The following is a 16924-nucleotide window of genomic DNA, read 5'->3' as shown; positions in this document are numbered from 1 at the left end:
CCTCCTGGACTCGGGGGAGCTGACCCACCCAGGGGCGCGGGGCTGTGTCAGCACCCCCCGCGGCGACTAGGCGGATCGACGGAACCGAGTTGTCCGATGCACAGGGTCCGTATCGATCTTCGGAATCACGAACTCCCCCACCAGCCGAATCGTCTGCAACGTCTCCTCCCGCGGCACCCCCACCGGCAACCCGAAGCTCAGCTGATCCGCCCCGGCCCGCTCCCACCGCTCGCACTGCCGCAGCACCTCGTCCGGATCCCCGCAGATCAGCAGCTCGTCCTGGATCATCAGCTCGATGAACTCCTCCGTGTACTCCGGCAACGTCTCCGGCCACACCGGGAACCCCTCGGGCCGGGGAAAGGTGTCGTGGTACCGGAAGACGAGCGACGGCAGATAGTGCAGCCCGCCGGCCACCGCGATCCGGACCGCCTCCGCGTGCGTGGGCGCACAGATCGCCGTCGTCGTCACCATCACGTTGTCGTTGACGAAGTCCCCCACCGGCTCGGCGTCCGCGATCACCGACTTGTACTGCTCCAGCACCCACTCCATGTCGGACACCTTCTGCACGCTGAACCCGAGCACGCCGAGCCCCTTGCGCGCGGCCATGGCGTACGAGGGCGGCGATCCGGCGGCGTACCACATCGCGGGGTGGGACTTCCCGTACGGCTTGGGCAGCACCTTCCTCGGCGGCAGCGACCAGTGCTTGCCCTGGAAGCCGGCGTACTCGTCCTGGAGCCACATCTTCGGGAACTCGGCGATGGTCTCTTCCCACAGCTCCTTGGTGTGGTTCATGTCGGTGATGCCGGGCAGGAAGCCGAGGATCTCGTGCGACCCGGCACCGCGCCCGCTGCCGAACTCGAAGCGTCCCTCGGAGAGATGGTCGAGCATGGCGACCTTCTCGGCGACCTTCACCGGATGGTTGACCGGGGCGAGCGGGTTGAAGATCCCGGAGCCGAGGTGGATGCGCTCGGTGGCGTGCGCGAGGTAGCCGAGGAAGACGTCGTTGGCGGAGAGATGGGAGTACTCCTCCAGGAAGTGGTGCTCGGAGGCCCACGCGTACTTGAATCCGCACCGGTCCGCCTCGATGACGTACTCGGTCTCCTCCATCAGCGCCTTGTGCTCGGCGAGCGGGTCGGTCTCGGCGCGTCTGCCCACGTATCCCTGTACGAAGATCCCGAATTCCAAGGGGGTTCACCGCCCTACGACAGTTTCTGACACTACGTCAGATAAGCGCTTCCGACTGTTCCACCCACCCCTGGGAGCGTCAATAGCTGATGGCACGTCAGACGACACTCACCCCCGCCAGCCACCCCCCGTCGATCACGAACGGCTGCCCGGTGATGTACGACGAGTCCTCGCAGCTGAGGAACAGGGCGAGGCGCGCCACCTCCTCCGCCCTCCCCATCCGCCCCAGCGGCACGAGCCGGCGATAGAAGCCCTCGATCGCCCGCGCCGCCTCCTCCCCGCCCGCTCCCCCTGCCGCCGCCGGACGGGACATCGGCGTGTCCACGGCCCCCGGGCACACGGCGTTGACCCGTATCCCCCGCCGGGCCAGCTCCAGCGCGGCCACCCGCGTGAGCCCGAGGATCGCGTGCTTGCTGGCGGCGTACGCGCCCACCGCCGCCATCCCGGTCAGCCCGGTGTACGACGCCGTGTTGACGATCGTCCCGCCCTGCGCCATCTCCCGGCCGACGGTCCTGATCCCCAGGAAGCAGCCGACCTGGTTCACCCGGACGACCTCCATGAACTCGTCCAGGGGGGTGTCGAGGAGGGAGTTGAAGCGCAGGATGCCGGCGTTGTTGACCAGCCCGTCGATACGCCCGTACGTCTCCCGGACGACGGCGAGGGCCGCCTGCCAGTCGTCCTCGCGGCCCACGTCGAGATGGACGTACCGCGCCCCGATCTCCTTGGCCACCGCCTCCCCCGGCTCGTCCAGCACATCGGCGACGACGACCCGCGCCCCCTCCTGCGCGAACAGCCGCGCCTCCTGCTCGCCCTGCCCGCGTGCCGCGCCCGTGACGAGCACGACCCGTCCGTCCAGCTTGCCCATGTGGTCACTCCTCGGTGAGCAGGGGACCGACCTCGGCCCCGAACGCGGCGATCTGATCGACGGCTTCGGCCCGGCTGCGGCTTCTGAACCGCACCTGGATCTGGTCCACCCCCATCGCGCGGTACGCCCGCAGCGACTCGGCGAGCTCGTGCGGGCCGCCGGTGAGGGTGCGGCGGCCGACGTGCCAGGCGGGGATGCCGACGTACAGGGGCTCGGTGATGGCGCCGATGGTGAAGGGGCCGTCGAGCTTCTCGCGTCGCCGCAGGTCGCGGATCCGCCCGAGCTGCGCGGGGAGCCGGTCCCGCGGATCCCCCTGCGGAAGCCAGCCGTCACCCTTCAGCGCGGCCCGGCGTACGGCGGCCGGTGAGGAGCCGCCCACCCACAGCGGTACGCGCGGCTGGGCGGGCCGGGGGCGCTGGCCGAGCCCGGCGAAGTCGTACAGCTTGCCGTGGTGCTCGGGGTACTCCTCGGGTCCGAGCGCGGCCCGCAGGGCGTCCACGCACTCGTCCAGCACGGCCCCGCGCCGCCGGAAATCCACCCCGAGCGCCTCGAACTCCTCCGCCACGTGCCCGGCCCCCACCCCCAGGATCAGCCGGCCGCCGCTGAGGTGGTCGAGGGTGGCGTACTGCTTGGCGCTGAGCAGCGGGTGGCGCAGCCCGACGACGGCGACATGGCTCAGGAGCCGTACGCGGTCGGTGGCGGCGGCGAGGAACGCGAGGGTGGCGACCGGGTCGTACCAGACCGTGCTCATCGCGGCGGAGAGGCGGTGCGGGACGGCGATGTGGTCGCAGCAGGCGATGTACTCGAAGCCCGCCCGGTCGGCGGCGCGGGCGATCTCGCGCAGGTCCTCCGGGCCGGCGTCGGCCTCCCAGGTCTCGGCGTAGAGGGTGCTCTGCGACTGGACGGGGAGCTGGATGCCGTAACGCAGACCGCTCACCGCGCGCCGCCCGGCCAGAGACCCTCGGGGGTGAGGCCGAGCAGGTCGATGGCGTTGCGGCGGACGATCCGTTCGACCGTGGCCGGGTCCAGGTGGCCCATCTGCGCCTCGCCGACCTCGCGGGACTTGGGCCAGGTGGAGTCGGAGTGGGGGTAGTCGGTCTCGTAGAGGACGTTGCCGGCGCCGATGGCGTCGAGGTTGCGGAGCCCGAAGGCGTCGTCGAAGAAGCAGCCGTGGACGTGCTCGGCGAACAGCTCGGACGGCGGCCGGTGCACCTTGTCGGCGACGCCGCCCCAGCCGCGGTTCTCCTCCCACACGGTGTCGGCGCGCTCCAGGATGTACGGGATCCACCCGATCTGCCCTTCGGCGTACATGACCTTCAGGCGCGGGAACCGTTCGAACTTGCCGCTCATCAGCCAGTCGACCAGGGAGAAGCAGCAGTTGGCGAAGGTGATCGTGGAGCCGACGGCGGGCGGGGCGTCGGCGGAGGTGGAGGGCATCCGGCTGCTGGAGCCGATGTGCATGGCGATGACGGTGCCGGTCTCGTCGCAGGCGGCGAGGAAGGGGTCCCAGTCGTCGGTGTGGACGGAGGGGAGGCCGAGATGCGGGGGTATCTCGGAGAAGGCGACGGCGCGGACGCCGCGTTCGGCGTTGCGCCGTACTTCCCGCGCCGCCAGCTCGGCGTCCCAGAGGGGGATGAGGGTGAGGGGTATGAGCCGCCCCTGGGCCTGCGGACCGCACCACTCCTCCACCATCCAGTCGTTGTAGGCGCGCACGCAGAGCAGGGCGAGCTCCCGGTCGGCGGCCTCGGTGAAGGTCTGCCCGCAGAAGCGGGGGAAGGTGGGGAAGCACAGGGCGGACTGGACGTGGTTGACGTCCATGTCGGCGAGGCGGGCGGGGACGTCGTAGGAGCCCGGGCGCATCTGCTCGTAGGTGATCACCTCCAGCCTGATCTCGTCCCGGTCGCAGCCGACGGCGGTGTCGAGGCGGGTGAGCGGCCGGTGCAGGTCCTCGTAGACCCACCAGTCGCCGAGCGGGGCGTCCGGGTCGCTGCCGGGGGTTCCCATGACGGGCTTGAAGCGTCCGCCGAGGAAGGTCATCTCCTTGAGCGGGGCGCGGACGATGCGGGGGCCGGTGTCGAGGTACTTCTTCGGGAGGCGGTCCTGCCAGACGTCGGGGGGTTCGACGGTGTGGTCGTCGACCGAGATGATCAGGGGGAACGCCGTGTCGGTGGTCTCCATGCCGGTCACCGTAGCGCCGATCTGACGGAGCGTCAGCTATTCGAGGAGTGACGTGATGTGTGCGGATGTGCGCGAGGACGGTGTGGACCCTGTGTGGACCTGGCCCCCCGTCCTGTGATCGGCGTCTCGCACGGCTGACGCATCTGCCGTGAACAAGGCAAACTGGCTTGGTTGCTCAGGACGCATAGGGGGACGGCTGCATGGACGGTGTACCGCGAGTGCCGGAGCAGCGGCGGGGGTCCGGCTCCTCGGCGGAGACCGCGGCGCTGCGCTTCAGTGTGCTCGGCCCGGTGCGCGCATGGCGCGACGACGTGCCCCTCGCCACCGGCAGCCCTCAGCAACGCGCCCTGCTCGCCGCCCTGCTGCTGCGCGAGGGCCGTACGGCCACGGCGGCCGAGCTGATCGACGCCCTGTGGGGCGATGAGCCGCCGTCGCAGGCACTGGCGGCGGTCCGGACGTACGCCTCCCGGCTGCGGAAGGTGCTCGACCCGGGGGTGCTGGTCAGCGAGTCCGGCGGCTACGCGGTGCGCGGGCTGGGCGAGGACGCGCTGGACCTGGCGAGGGCCCAGGATCTGGCGACGGAGGCGGAGAAGGCGAGGTCGGCCGGGGACCTGTGCCACGCGCGGGAGGTGCTGCGGCGGGCGCTGGCGCTGTGGGACGGCGAGACGCTGGCCGGCGTGCCGGGCCCGTACGCGGAGGCGCAGCGCGTCAGGCTCGAGGAATGGCGCCTGCAACTGCTGGAGTCCCGCCTGGACATGGACCTGGAGCAGGGCTGCCACGCGGAGGCGGTGTCGGAGCTGACGGCCCTGACGGCGGCCCACCCGCTCCGTGAACGCCTGCGCGAACTGCTGATGCTGGCGCTGTACCGCAGTGGCCGCCAGGCGGAGGCGCTGGCGGTGTACGCGGACACGCGGCGCCTGCTGGCGGAGGAGCTGGGCGTGGATCCGCGCCCGGAGCTGCGGGAACTCCAGCAGCGGGTGCTGCGCGCGGACCCGGCGCTGGCGGAGCCCTCCGCCCCGGCGGCGGAACCGTCGACCACGCGGGTACGCCCGGCACAACTCCCCGCTTCCGTCCCCGACTTCACGGGGCGGGCCTCCTTCGTCCGCGAACTCGGCGAGATCCTCGCGTCGGCGGAGGGCCGGGTGATGGCGGTGTCGGCGCTGGCGGGTATCGGCGGCGTGGGCAAGACGACGTTGGCGGTGCACGTGGCGCACCAGGCCCGCTCGGCCTTCCCCGACGGCCAGCTGTACGTGGACCTGCAGGGCGCCGGCGCGAGGGCGGCGGAACCGGAGACGGTCCTGGGCTCCTTCCTGAGGGCCCTCGGCACGGCGGACTCGGCGATCCCGGACACGCTGGAGGAACGGGCGGCCCTGTACCGCTCGGTCCTGGACGGCCGCAGGGTGCTGGTCCTGCTGGACAACGCGCGGGACGCGGCGCAGGTGCGCCCGCTGCTGCCGGGCACGGAGGGCTGCGCGGCGCTGGTGACGTCCCGGGTCCGGATGGTCGACCTGGCGGGCGCGCACTTGGTCGACCTGGACGTGATGTCCCCGGAGGAGGCCCTTGCGCTCTTCACGAAGATCGTGGGCGAGGAACGGGTGGCGTCGGAACGGGAGGCGGCGCTGGACGTGGTCGCGGCGTGCGGCTTCCTCCCGCTGGCGATCCGTATCGCGGCGTCCCGCCTGGCGGCACGCCGCACCTGGACGGTCTCGGTCCTGGCGGCGAAGCTGGCCGACGAACGCCGCCGCCTGGACGAACTCCAGGCGGGCGACCTCGCGGTGAAGGCCACCTTCGAACTGGGTTACGGCCAGCTGGAACCCGCCCAGGCCCGAGCCTTCCGCCTCCTGGGCCTGGCCGACGGCCCGGACATCTCCCTGGCGGCAGCGGCAGCGGTCCTCGACCTCCCGCCGGAGGACACGGAGGACCTGCTGGAATCCCTGGTCGACACGTCCCTGCTGGAATCAGCGGCCCCGGGCCGCTACCGCTTCCACGACCTGGTCCGCCTCTACGCGCGTGCGTGCGCGGAGAGGGACGAGTGGCCGCCCAGCGAGCGTGAGGCGGCGATGTCGAGGTTGCTGGACTTCTATCTGGCGACCGCGGCGGGGGTCTACGCGATCGAGCGGCCGGGGGATCGGCTGGTGGACCACTTGGCGGTACCCGAGCACCCCGGTCTGGGCTTCACCGACCGCGACAGCGCACGCGACTGGTTGTACACCGAGGCCAACTGCCTCCTGGCCCACGCCCGTCAGTCCGTGAGCAGCCAGGACACACTGCGCAAGGCCATCGACCTTCTGTGGGCCGCTCTCGACATCTCGGAGTCGGGGGCGAACCCCAGGGAGTACGAGGCGACGGCGGGGGCGCTGCTGGAGGCGGCCCAGCGCTTCGGTGTGCCCCAGGTCGAGGCGCGGGCACTGATGACCTTGGCGCACGCACACCTGGACGGTGGCCGGTTCGACATGGCTGATCGAGAAGCCGAGCAAGTCATTCGGCTGGCCCACGAAGCCGTTGACATCCTGCCCGTGTGCTGGGCCCACAACGCCAGAGGCGTCATCGCGCTGTATCAGAGCCGCAACGCGGACGGTGAGGCCCACCTCTCCCAAGCCATCGAGCACTTCCGGGCGTTGGGCGACCGCCCGGGCGAGGCCAGCGCCCTGTGCAACCTCTCGCGGATCCACCTGGCCACCGGACGCACCCAGAGCGCCGTGGCACTCGCACAGGAGGGCATCGCCATCTACGACGCGATGGGCAACTCCATGCGCGGTGCCAACGGTCGGTACGCGCTGGGCATGGCTCTCACCCAGAGCGGCGGTCTCGACGAGGCGGCCGAACGGCTCATGGAGGCCCTGGGCGTCTTCCGGGAGAGCCGGCAACGGCTCTGGGAGGGCATGACGCTGTTCCGCCTCGCCGAGGTCGACATCGCCGCCCGGCGCTTCGGGCAGGCCGCCAGCAACGCGGAAATGGCGCTGACCGTCCTGCGGGGCATCGGTGGCGAGTGGCGGCGAGGGAACGTCCTGACCGTTCTCGGGCACGCCCTCACCGGCATCGGGCAGATCGGCCGCGCACAGGTGTGCTGGCAGGACGCCCTGGAGATCTACGAGGAGTTGGGCTCACCCGAGGCCTCCACCGTGCGGGAACTGCTCAACCCTGTCACCGCGGCCTGACAACTCGCCACGCCGTTCATCATTCGTTTATCGCCCCCCGCCATTCTCTTCTCAGTCGATCCGTCGCGTCGGGGGGCAGACGGGTCGCCGCGAGAGGCCGTGAGCCTGCGAACTAGGGTTTGAGCGGCCGAACGGCCCGTCCGGTCATCCTCGGGGGAGTGACCGGGCGGGCCCCGCCAACTACGTCCGAGCCGAGATCACTTCGAGCGGAGAGCACACCATGAGCGACGAGCAGACCGTCAAGCCCGAGGACATCCACGCCACGTCGGAGCCGGCCAACACCGAGTCCGCGGCCCCGAAGAAGGCCGAGGGTGAGGCGACGACGCAGGGCGACATCCACGCGACCGACGAGCCCCTGGAGACCAAGGACATCCACGCCACGTCGGAGCCCTTCAAGCCGACCAAGTAGGCCCACACCTCACGGGGACCGACCGCGGCGGCGCGGAGGGGGAGCCGCCGCGGTCGAGGCGTGTGGAGAAGCGGGCGGCCCGACGGTCACTGATCAGCGCTGGGCGCGCTCTCACGCTTCCGCAGTTCGCCCTTCAGCACCTTCCCGCTCGCGTTTCTCGGCAGCTCGCCCACGAACTCCACCGACCTCGGGACCTTGTAGTTCGCCATTTCCCGGCGGGACCAGGCGATCACGTCGTCGGGGGTCAGTGCCGCGCCCGCGCGTCTGACCACGTACGCCCTTCCCACCTCGCCCAGGCGGGGGTCCGGGACGCCGATCACCGCTGCGTCCGTGATGTCCGGGTGGCGGCGGAGCAGTCGCTCTGTCTCCGCCGGGTACGCGTTGAAGCCGCCGACGATGTACATGTCCTTCAGGCGGTCCGTGATGCGCAGGTTGCCGGTGGGGTCCAGTACGCCTACGTCGCCCGTGCGGAGCCAGCCGTCGTCAGTCATGGCCTCCCGCGTGGCCGGCTCGTCGTCGTAGTAGCCCCGCATGACGTTGAAGCCGCGGACCTGGATCTCGCCCTTCACCCCGGGGCCGACCGGGGAGCCGCTCGGGGCCACCACCCGGACCTCCGTGCCGGGGATCGCGCGGCCCGAGGTCGTTGCGATCACCGTGTCCTCGTCCTCCCGGCGGCACATGGTGACGATGCCGGTCGCCTCCGAGAGGCCGTACGCGGTCAGGACCGTTTCCATGCCCAGGTCCCGCCGCAGGCGTCCCACCAGGCCGTCCGGGATCACCGCCGCGCCCGTCACCGTCATGCGGAGGGAGGTCAGGTCGTAGGACGTTCTCTCCGGGTGGTTCACGAGAGATTCGAGGAGGGTCGGAGGGCCCGGGAGGACCGTCACTCGCTCCGTCGCGATGTGCGCCAGGGTCGCCGTCGCGTCGAAGACCGGCTGGGGAATCATCGTCGCGCCCCGCATCAGGCAGGCCAGCACGCCCGCCTTGTAGCCGAACGTGTGGAAGAAGGGGTTCGCGAGCAAATAGCGGTCGCCGCCGCGCAGGCCCGCCAGGGTCGCCCAGGTCTGGAACGCCCGCAGGGTCTGGCCGTGGGTGATCAGCACGCCCCTCGGGCGGCCCGTCGTCCCCGACGTGTACATCAGGTCCGACAGGGACCCTTCGCCCAGCGTCGACGCCCGCGCCCGGACCTCCGCCTCCCCCTCCCCGCTCGCCAGAAAGTCCGTCCAGGTCACGAACTCCTCCGGGGCGTCCTCCGACAGGACCACCACCCGCTGCAAGGCCGGCAGGCCCCCGCCCCCCGCCTCCCCCGCCAGCGCCCGCCGCAACGACGCCACGTACGACGTCCCCAGGAACGTTCCCGTCACGAACAGCAGCCTCGCCCCGCTCCTGCGCAGGACGTCCACCGCCTCCGTGCCCTTGAAGCGGGTGTTCAGCGGGACCAGGACCGCGCCCGCCGACACCGCGCCCAGGGCCGCGACGATCCAGTCCAGGGAGTTGGGCGCCCAGATCGCCACGCGGTCGCCGGGCCGTACCCCGCCGTTCGCCATGCACGCCGCCGCCGCGCGGTCCACTCGCGCGCCCAGTTCGGCGTACGAGATGCGGGTACGGCCGTCCACGACCGCCTCCGTGTCCGCGTACCGCTCCGCCGCCGAGCGGACCAACTCCGGAATCGAGCGCACGGTCATGTCGTCCACGGCGTCCGCCTCCATCACCACTACCGGGTAGCTGACTCTCCGTCAGATTAGCTGTAATCTGACGGGCCGTCAGCCACCGCCGGACAGCGAGGGAGACCCATGCCCGGACTCAAGAACGCCACCGCCCTCGTCGGCATAGGCCAGACCCCCTTCGCCAAGCACCTCCCCGACGACGAACGCACCCTCGCCTGCCGTGCCGTGCTCGCCGCGCTCGACGACGCCGGGATCGCGCCCGGAGAGGTCGACGCGCTCGCCTCGTACACCATGGAGGAGACCGACGAGGTGGAGCTGGCCAAGGCGGTCGGGTTCGGGGATCTCACCTACTTCGCCAAGGTCGGCTACGGCGGCGGCGGTTCCTGCGCCACCGTCGCCCTGCTCGCCACCGCCATCGCCTCCGGCCAGGCCACCGTGGGCGTCGCCTGGCGGTCACGCAAGCGCGGGTCCGGACCCCGGCCGTGGACCAGCACCACCGCCCAACTGCCCACGCCGGCCCAGTGGACCCGGCCCTTCGGGCTGCTGCGGCCCGTCGACGAGATCGGGCTCCTCGCCCGGCGCTATCTGCACGAGTACGGCGCCACCCGCGACCACCTCTTCAACGTCGCCCTCGCCTGCCGCAACCGCGCCAACCAGAACCCCGCCGCGATCATGTACGACCGCCCGCTGACCCGCGAGATGTACATGACCTCCCGCTGGATCAGCGAGCCGCTCTGCCTCTACGACAACTGTCTGGAGACCGATGGCGCGTTGGCCTGCGTGGTCGTCTCGCGCGAGCGGGCCCGTGACTGCCGGCGTCCGCCCGTCTACGTGCACTCCGCCGCCCAGGGGCTCCCCGCCCAGCACCACGGCATGGTCAACTACTGGAACGACGACCCCCTCACCGGGCCCGCCTGGACCGCCGCCCGGCATCTGTGGAAGCACGCCGACTTCACTCCCCAGGACGTCGACGTCGCCCAGATCTACGACGCGTTCACCCCGCTCGTGCTGCTCTCCCTCGAGGGGTACGGCTTCTGCGGGCGCGGTGAGGGCGGGGCCTTCACCGAGGGCGGGGCGCTGGAGACCGGCGGACGTCTGCCGATCAACACCGGCGGGGGCGGGCTCAGCGAGGCGTACGTCCACGGCTTCAACCTCATCACCGAGGGCGTCAAGCAGCTCCGCGGCACCAGCACAGCCCAGGTGCCGGGGGCCGCGACCTGTCTCGTCACCGCCGGCGAGGGCGTCCCCACCTCCGCCCTGCTGCTCACCACCTGAGGAGCCCGCCATGCCGCACCACGCCCTCGAACCCGTCACCGACCCCGACGGCGCCCCCTTCTGGCAGTACGCCGCCCGGGGCGAACTCCGCGTCCAGGCCTGCGCCGACTGCGGCGAGCTGCGCTTTCCGCCCCGGCCCTGCTGCCCGCACTGCCAGTCCTTCGGGCACGAGTGGCGGCTGATGTCGGGACGGGGACGCGTCTGGTCGTACGTCGTGCCGCATCCGCCCCTCCTACCCGGCTACGCGGAGCTGGCGCCCTACAACGTGGTGCTCGTCGAGCTCGCCGAGGCGCCCCGCATACGGATGGTGGGGAACGTCGTCACCCGGCCCGGCGCCGCCATCGGCTCCCTGCCCCTGCGGCAACTCCGGATCGGCGCCCGCGTGCAGGCCGTCTTCCACGACGGCATGCCCCAGTGGGTCCTGGAGCAGCGCGCGTGAACCGGCACCCGTCACTCCTCGTCGAGCGCGACACCGCGACCGGCGTCGCCCTCGTCACCCTCGACCGGCCGTCCCGCCTCAACGCCATCGACCTCGCGCTCGCGCACGAACTCGCCGCGCTCTGGCGCTCGTTCCGCGACGACGACTCCGTGCGCGCCATCACGCTCACCGGCACCGGCAGCCGCGCCTTCTGCACCGGCATCGACCGCGACGACACCCACGTCCCACAGCCCAACTCCCCCTACTCCCAGGACGATCCGCTCCTCACCATCGGGCCCAAGGCGAACGACCTGTGGAAGCCCGTCGTCGTCGCCGTGGAGGGGATGGCCTGTGGCGGGGCCTTCTATCTGCTCGGGGAGGCCGAGTTCGTCGTCGCCGGGTCGTCCGCGACCTTCTTCGATCCGCACACCACCTACGGCATGGTCAGCGCGTACGAGTCCGCGCTGATGGCGCAGCGGATGCCGTACGGGGAGGTCGCGCGGATGGTGTTGATGGGGGCGGCGGAGCGGATGTCGGCGCGGCGGGCGCACGAGGTCGGGCTGGTGTCGGAAGTGACCGAGGACGGTGGTGCCGTGGCAGCCGCACTCGAGCGGGCGGCCGTCATCGCCCGGTGTCCGACCGAGGCCGTGCAGGGGACCGTGCGGGCCCTGTGGGCGGCCCACCAGACCGCACGGTCCCACGCGTTCGCGCTCGCGCCGCATCTCGTCGCGCTCGGCAATCTGCCCGGCGAACAGCAAGCGGAGCTGTTCGCCGGGCGGGAGCGGAAGCGGAGTGCGTATCGGACGCGGTGAGGTCGAGCGGTGAGGTCGGCGAGCCGCCGGGGCCGTCGGCGTGACGTCAGCGGGCCGCCGGGGCCGTCGGTGTGAGGTCGCAGCGGGTGACCAGGGCCGCGCTCCTGGCGGCCACGCCCACGTCCACCTGCACGGTGGCCGTGTCGGCGCCGGGTACCTCGACCTGCTCGGTGCGGGAGGAGATCAGGCTGCCCTCGCTGTCCTGGAAGCGGACGCTCACCGTGAAGGTGCCGGCGACGGCGTTGGGGTTGGTGACCTCGACCGTGGCGTACGGGACGGTCTTCGAGGCGCAGCTCACCAGCTCCACGGTCGCGTCCTGGAGCGAGGACGAGCTTCCGGAGCCCGATCCCGAGCCGCCGCTGCCGTTCTGGTCGTAGTCGTAGTCGCTGTCGTAGTCGTCGTCGTCCCGGTGTGATCCGCCGCCGGACGTCGACGAGTCGTGGTTCTGCGAGGAGCTGCTGCATCCGCCGCCCCCGCCGCCGTCGCCGCTGCCGCCGCCGGTGCGGCCGGTCGAGAAACCGGTGAGGGTGAGGACGACGAGTGCGGACACCGCTGTGAGTTTGAGTGTGTTCCCCCGAGGCTTCATGGCCGTCAGCGTAGCGAGGGGCGTGTCACGAGCATGTCACCGCCTGGCGACCGTCGCGTACCCGGCGTAGCGTCGGCCGTGGGCAGCGGTGAACGGCCGCTCCCCCGCAGCGACGGCCGCCGTCCGACACCCTTCCGTGCAACCGGCACGACGGCCGTCCCGCAGCACCCGCGCCGGGGGGACCGTCCCGCAAGCGCGGCGGTAGCGCTCACGTCGTCCGCGCCGTCCCCGTCCCCTTCTCCGCGTCCAGCGCGTACACGCACCGGTCCTTGCTGCAGGCGTAGACGACGCCGTCCCGGACGACCGGGGAGCCGGTGATCTCGCCGCCGGTGGCGAGCTTCCAGCGCAGGCGGCCGTCGTCGGCCTTGAGGGTGTAGAGCAGGTGGTCGGTGGAGCCGAAGTGGATCCGGCCCTCGGCGACCGCGGGGGCGCCGACGATCTCGCCGCCCGCCTGGAAGCGCCACTTGGGCGTGCCGGTGACCGCGTCCAGGGTGTAGAGGCCCTTGCCGCTGCCGACGTGGACGTGTCCCGCGGCGACCAGGACGGGCTCGACGGAGGCGCGCGACTCGGTGGCGATGCGCCAGCGGTCGCGGCCGTCGGTGGCGTCGAGGGCGTAGACGGTGCCGAGGTAGTCGGCGAGGTAGACGCCGCCGCCGGTCACCGCCGGGCCGGGGACGAAGGTGGGCGGGCACAGGAAGACCGCGGGGGCCTCGAAGTGCCAGCGGACGTGGCCGCCGGTGACGTCGAGGGCGAGGACACGGGTGCCGGCGGAGACGTAGACGTAGCCGTCGGGGGCCTGGGTGACGTGCACGGGGACGCCGCCGCAGGAGGCCGCGTCGCCGATGGGGTACGACCAGCGCTCGTCGCCGGTACGGGCGTCGAGGGCGCGCAGCCGGGCGTCCTGCCAGACGTAGACGGTGCCGTCGTGGAGGACGGGTCCGGCCTCGGGGGACTCGAAGTCGGTCTGGCAGCCGGTGACCTCCCACAGCTTCTGCCCGGTGGACGCCTCCCAGCCCTGGACGCCGCCGCCGCGGGTGCCGGTGACGACGGTGCCGCGGTCGGCCTTGAGCGAGTACACCCAGGCGTCGGTGGACAGCCGCCACAGGTCGCCGCCCTCGCGGGCGTCGAGGGCGAACAGGGTGGGGCCGTCGGAGGCGTGGATGCGGCCGTCGGCGACGGCCATGGACCAGGCGACGTCACGGGTCTTGAAGCGGCGCCGGCCGGTGGCCACGTCGAGGGCGTGCACCTCGAAGGAGGTGACGTAGACGAGGTCGCCGTCGACGGCAGGGGTGCCCCAGACGTCGTTGGACATACGGAACCGCCACGGCCGCCAGCCGGTCGGCTGCTCCGGCGGAGCGGTGGCGGGCGCGGGCGCGGGTACGGCGGCCACGGCCGGGTCGGCGCCGTTGACGCCGGGGCGGGGCTTGGACCAGGAGGCGGCGAGGGCGGCCTCCGGTGGGGGCGGCTTGACGGCGGCGGCGCGCATGTCGGCGACGCGCGGGCCGGGGCCGATGGGGACCGCCGCGCCGGCCAGCCGGACGGGGCCGGTGTCGGGGGCGCCGCCCTGGGCACCCACCGGCGCGGGTACGGGCGGGGGCGGCGGGATCACGGGGTCGTGCGGCGGCGGGGGCGGCACGTGCGGGCGGGCGCTGCCGCCGCTGCGGCCGGTTCCGGGGTGGGCGGGCTTGGCGGCGGGGCGGCCGTTGCGACGGGCCTCGATCAGGCTGACCGCGCGCTCGGGCAGCCAGGCGGATGCGGTGCCGCTGTCGTCGGAGCCGGAGCCGAACAGGTGGGGGGCGAGCTGGGCCTGGAGGTCGGCGGGGCTGGGCCGGGCCGAGGCCTCCATCTGCATGCAGGACTCGATCAGCGGGCGCAGCTCCTCCGGCAGTCCGTCCAGGTCCGGGCCCTCGCGCAGCAGCATGAACACCGTCTCGACCGGGTTGGCGCCGTGGAAGGGGGCGTGCCCGGTGGCGGCGAAGACGAGGGTGGAGCCGAGGGAGAAGACGTCGCTGGCGCCGGTGACGCTGCGGGAGTCCTTGGCCTGCTCGGGCGACATGTAGGCGGGCGTGCCGACCGCGACGTTCGTCATCGTCAAACGAGTGTTCGAGACGCCGGACGCGATGCCGAAGTCGATCACCCGGGGGCCGTCCTCGACGACCAGGACGTTGGACGGCTTGAGGTCGCGGTGGACGAGTCCGGCGCCGTGGATGGACTGCAGCGCCTCGGCGACCCCGGCCGCGAGCCAGCGCACCGCCTGGGCCGGGAGCGGCCCGCACTCGTTCACTATCTCCTCGAGGGAGGGCGCGGGGACGTACGCGGTGGCCAGCCACGGCACGGCGGCGCGCGGATCGGCGTCCACGACGGCCGCGGTGTAGAAACCGGAGACCGCGCGGGCCGCCTCGACCTCGCGCGTGAAGCGGACGCGGAACAGCTGGTCCTCGGCCAGTTCGGTACGGACGGTCTTGATCGCCACGCGCCGGCCGGACGCCGAGCGCGCGAGATAGACCAGCCCCATGCCGCCGGCTCCCAGCCGTCCCAGCACCTCGAACGGCCCGATACGCCGCGGATCGTGCTGCGTCAGCTGATCCACCACTTGCCTGCCACCTCCCCGTACGAGTCGCGCCACCACGTGTGCCCGCGACCGAAGTGCAGCGTCTCACCACCGCACCGCCGTGGCGGCACGCACCCCGATTCTTCCTGGCCGGGGCCCTCGTTGCGAACCCACCGACAATCGGGGTGTCCATGGACAAATACGACATCTCACCCGGCTCGGCGGTGCCGCGGCGCGCGGCTCAGCGGCGCAGCAGTGCGAAGGACGCCCCCTGATTGTCCGTGACGACGGCCGCCGTGCCGTAGGACGTCTCGAAGGGCGGGACCTGGACCCGGCCGCCGAGCCGGACGACCTCCTCCATGGCCGCCGCGGGGTCCTCGACCGCGAAGTGGACCAGGAAGTGGGGCGGCATCTCGGCGGGGAAGACGTCGGAGACCGGGGCGCGGCCGAAGTCGGGCCGGGCGCCCGGACCGAACAGGGCCTCGTGGAAGAGGTCGCCGTAGAAGGTGTTGGCGGCCTCGGTGTCGCGCGTGTACAGCTGCACCCAGGCGAAGGTGCCCGCCTCGTGCCGGCGGCCGAACCCGGGGTGGCTCCCGGGCTGCCACAGGGCGAAGACGGCTCCCTCGACATCGGTGACGAGCGCGTGGACGCCCAGCTCGCCGAGGGGCAGCGGCGCGGAGACGATCCGCCCGCCCGCCGCGCGGATCCGCCGGCACAGGTCCTCGGCGTCCGGGGTGGCGAAGGACACCGTCCACACCGTGGGGAGCCGGCCGTCCGCCTTGTGCGCGAGGGAGGCGACGGGCGCACCGTCCTTCAGCGCCCGCACCCCGCCCATGGGCAGGTCGGGCTGGTCCTGGAAGGTCCACCCGAAGAGCTCCCCGTAGAACCGCTTCCCCGCCTCGACGTCGGGCAGCTGCGCGTCCACCCAGCACGGGGTGCCCTCTGTGTACTCCGATGCCCTGTTTTCGGCCATGCCGCCAAACTAACCGCGCCGCCCGCACCCCGCAGACCAGGCACACCAGCCTCCGAGAAACCGCACACCCCATTTGCAGTCGGCCGAATCGCGCTCCGATCACCCCTCGGTAAGCTGACGACATGACAGGACAAGTGCGTACCGTCGACGGCCGCGTGGCCGGTCGGCGTGGGCAGGCGACCCGGCAGAAGCTGCTCGACTGCCTCAGCGAGATGCTCAGCTCCTCCCCCTACCGGGACGTCAAAGTCATCGATGTCGCCCGGAAGGCGGGCACTTCGCCCGCCACCTTCTACCAGTACTTCCCGGACGTCGAGGGCGCGGTCCTGGAGATCGCGGAGCAAATGGCCACCGAGGGCGCCGGGTTGACCGAGCTCGTGGCGGGCCGCTCCTGGGTCGGCAAGGCCGGCTGGCAGACCGCGCAGGAACTCGTCGACGGATTCCTGGACTTCTGGCGGAAGAACGACGCCATTCTGCGCGTCGTCGACCTCGGGGCGGCCGAGGGCGACAAGCGCTTCTACAAGATCCGGATGAAGATCCTCAACTCGGTGAACAACTCCCTCGCGGACGCCGTCGCGGAGTTGCAGTCCAAGGGCCGGGTCGACAAGGACGTGAACCCGGCGGCGATCGCCGGTTCGCTGGTCGCCATGCTCGCGGCGGTCGCCTCGCACCAGAAGGGCTTCTCCTCCTGGGGCGTGAAGCAGGCCGAACTCAAGCCCAATCTGGCGCTGTTGGTGTATCTGGGCGTCACCGGCAAGAAGCCGACGAAGTAGGCGATGCCCGGCGCAGTACCCTTTCTCTTACCTACCAAGTCCTGTCTGGCAGGCGGTGGTCCACTCCGGTGGGCCAC

14 protein-coding genes are annotated in these 16924 nt (G+C 72.0%); 6 read left to right on the top strand and 8 right to left on the bottom strand.

Going from position 1 to position 16924, the window contains the following annotated elements; translation table 11 throughout:
* Nucleotides 1-66: 66 nt before the first annotated feature.
* The 4 genes from AB0412_RS19605 to AB0412_RS19590 form a co-directional block, all read right to left on the bottom strand.
* Complete coding sequence (locus AB0412_RS19605) at nt 67-1185, bottom strand: LLM class flavin-dependent oxidoreductase (RefSeq protein ID WP_366403831.1); 1119 nt, start codon at nt 1183-1185, stop codon at nt 67-69.
* A 97-nt stretch (nt 1186-1282) separates the two neighbouring features.
* A complete protein-coding gene (locus AB0412_RS19600; RefSeq protein WP_366403830.1) occupies nt 1283-2050 on the bottom strand; it encodes an SDR family oxidoreductase in 768 nt (255 codons plus the stop codon).
* A 4-nt stretch (nt 2051-2054) separates the two neighbouring features.
* Nucleotides 2055-2978, bottom strand: a complete 924-nt coding sequence (locus AB0412_RS19595; RefSeq protein WP_366403935.1) for a TIGR03619 family F420-dependent LLM class oxidoreductase — start codon at nt 2976-2978, stop codon at nt 2055-2057.
* Between the two features lie 5 nt (nt 2979-2983).
* Nucleotides 2984-4228 carry an amidohydrolase family protein gene (locus tag AB0412_RS19590; protein WP_366403829.1) on the bottom strand — a complete coding sequence of 415 codons (1245 nt, stop codon included), beginning with the start codon at nt 4226-4228 and terminating at the stop codon, nt 2984-2986.
* 200 nt (nt 4229-4428) lie between these two features.
* On the opposite strand from AB0412_RS19590, the gene AB0412_RS19585 reads away from it, so the two are divergent.
* Nucleotides 4429-7386, top strand: coding sequence for a BTAD domain-containing putative transcriptional regulator (locus AB0412_RS19585; RefSeq protein ID WP_366403828.1), 2958 nt, complete (start codon nt 4429-4431; stop codon nt 7384-7386).
* Between the two features lie 220 nt (nt 7387-7606).
* Entirely contained in the window at nt 7607-7795 is a 189-nt protein-coding gene (locus AB0412_RS19580; RefSeq protein ID WP_366403827.1) for a hypothetical protein, read from the top strand.
* 86 nt (nt 7796-7881) lie between these two features.
* On the opposite strand, the gene AB0412_RS19575 is transcribed toward AB0412_RS19580, so the two are convergent.
* Complete coding sequence (locus tag AB0412_RS19575) at nt 7882-9480, bottom strand: FadD3 family acyl-CoA ligase (RefSeq protein ID WP_366403934.1); 1599 nt, start codon at nt 9478-9480, stop codon at nt 7882-7884.
* Nucleotides 9481-9588: 108 nt separating this feature from the next.
* Here AB0412_RS19575 and AB0412_RS19570 point away from each other — a divergent pair, with 108 nt between their 5' ends.
* From AB0412_RS19570 to AB0412_RS19560, 3 genes are read left to right on the top strand one after another with little or no spacing between them, the layout of a single operon-like run.
* Nucleotides 9589-10737: a lipid-transfer protein gene (locus AB0412_RS19570; RefSeq protein WP_366403826.1), complete on the top strand. Its 1149-nt coding sequence runs from the start codon at nt 9589-9591 to the stop codon at nt 10735-10737.
* A gap of 10 nt (nt 10738-10747) precedes the next feature.
* On the top strand, nt 10748-11176 hold the full coding sequence (locus AB0412_RS19565) for an OB-fold domain-containing protein (protein WP_366403825.1): 429 nt from the start codon (nt 10748-10750) through the stop codon (nt 11174-11176).
* A complete protein-coding gene (locus AB0412_RS19560; RefSeq protein ID WP_366403824.1) occupies nt 11173-11967 on the top strand; it encodes an enoyl-CoA hydratase/isomerase family protein in 795 nt (264 codons plus the stop codon). Before AB0412_RS19565 ends, AB0412_RS19560 begins: the two co-directional genes overlap by 4 nt.
* 46 nt (nt 11968-12013) lie before the next feature.
* On the opposite strand, the gene AB0412_RS19555 is transcribed toward AB0412_RS19560, so the two are convergent.
* The 3 genes from AB0412_RS19555 to AB0412_RS19545 all read right to left on the bottom strand — a co-directional run bounded on the left by AB0412_RS19555 (nt 12014) and on the right by AB0412_RS19545 (nt 16077).
* Nucleotides 12014-12553, bottom strand: coding sequence for a hypothetical protein (locus tag AB0412_RS19555; protein ID WP_366403823.1), 540 nt, complete (start codon nt 12551-12553; stop codon nt 12014-12016).
* A 208-nt stretch (nt 12554-12761) separates the two neighbouring features.
* Entirely contained in the window at nt 12762-15146 is a 2385-nt protein-coding gene (locus tag AB0412_RS19550) for a serine/threonine-protein kinase (RefSeq protein WP_366403822.1), read from the bottom strand.
* A 199-nt stretch (nt 15147-15345) separates the two neighbouring features.
* Complete coding sequence (locus AB0412_RS19545; RefSeq protein WP_366403821.1) at nt 15346-16077, bottom strand: VOC family protein; 732 nt, start codon at nt 16075-16077, stop codon at nt 15346-15348.
* A gap of 134 nt (nt 16078-16211) precedes the next feature.
* Between AB0412_RS19545 and AB0412_RS19540 the strand changes: the two genes are divergently transcribed.
* The gene (locus tag AB0412_RS19540; protein ID WP_366403933.1) at nt 16212-16847 is read left to right on the top strand and encodes a TetR family transcriptional regulator; all 636 of its coding nucleotides are present in this window, start codon (nt 16212-16214) and stop codon (nt 16845-16847) included.
* The last annotated feature ends 77 nt before the right edge of the window (nt 16848-16924 follow it).

Source organism: Streptomyces sp. NPDC052012, assembly GCF_040689265.1.
Lineage (GTDB): Bacteria > Actinomycetota > Actinomycetes > Streptomycetales > Streptomycetaceae > Streptomyces.
Note: the sequence above shows the minus strand (reverse complement) of the source record. Positions and strands in the feature narration are given on the sequence as shown.

Coding starts and splice junctions, on each gene's coding strand:
- AB0412_RS19565 (WP_366403825.1), top strand. CDS start 10,748: ATGCCGCACCACGCCCTCGAACCCGTCACCGACCCCGACGGCGCCCCC.
- AB0412_RS19570 (WP_366403826.1), top strand. CDS start 9,589: ATGCCCGGACTCAAGAACGCCACCGCCCTCGTCGGCATAGGCCAGACC.
- AB0412_RS19590 (WP_366403829.1), bottom strand. CDS start 4,228: ATGGAGACCACCGACACGGCGTTCCCCCTGATCATCTCGGTCGACGAC.
- AB0412_RS19600 (WP_366403830.1), bottom strand. CDS start 2,050: ATGGGCAAGCTGGACGGACGGGTCGTGCTCGTCACGGGCGCGGCACGC.
- AB0412_RS19575 (WP_366403934.1), bottom strand. CDS start 9,480: ATGACCGTGCGCTCGATTCCGGAGTTGGTCCGCTCGGCGGCGGAGCGG.
- AB0412_RS19545 (WP_366403821.1), bottom strand. CDS start 16,077: ATGGCCGAAAACAGGGCATCGGAGTACACAGAGGGCACCCCGTGCTGG.
- AB0412_RS19555 (WP_366403823.1), bottom strand. CDS start 12,553: ATGAAGCCTCGGGGGAACACACTCAAACTCACAGCGGTGTCCGCACTC.
- AB0412_RS19580 (WP_366403827.1), top strand. CDS start 7,607: ATGAGCGACGAGCAGACCGTCAAGCCCGAGGACATCCACGCCACGTCG.
- AB0412_RS19585 (WP_366403828.1), top strand. CDS start 4,429: ATGGACGGTGTACCGCGAGTGCCGGAGCAGCGGCGGGGGTCCGGCTCC.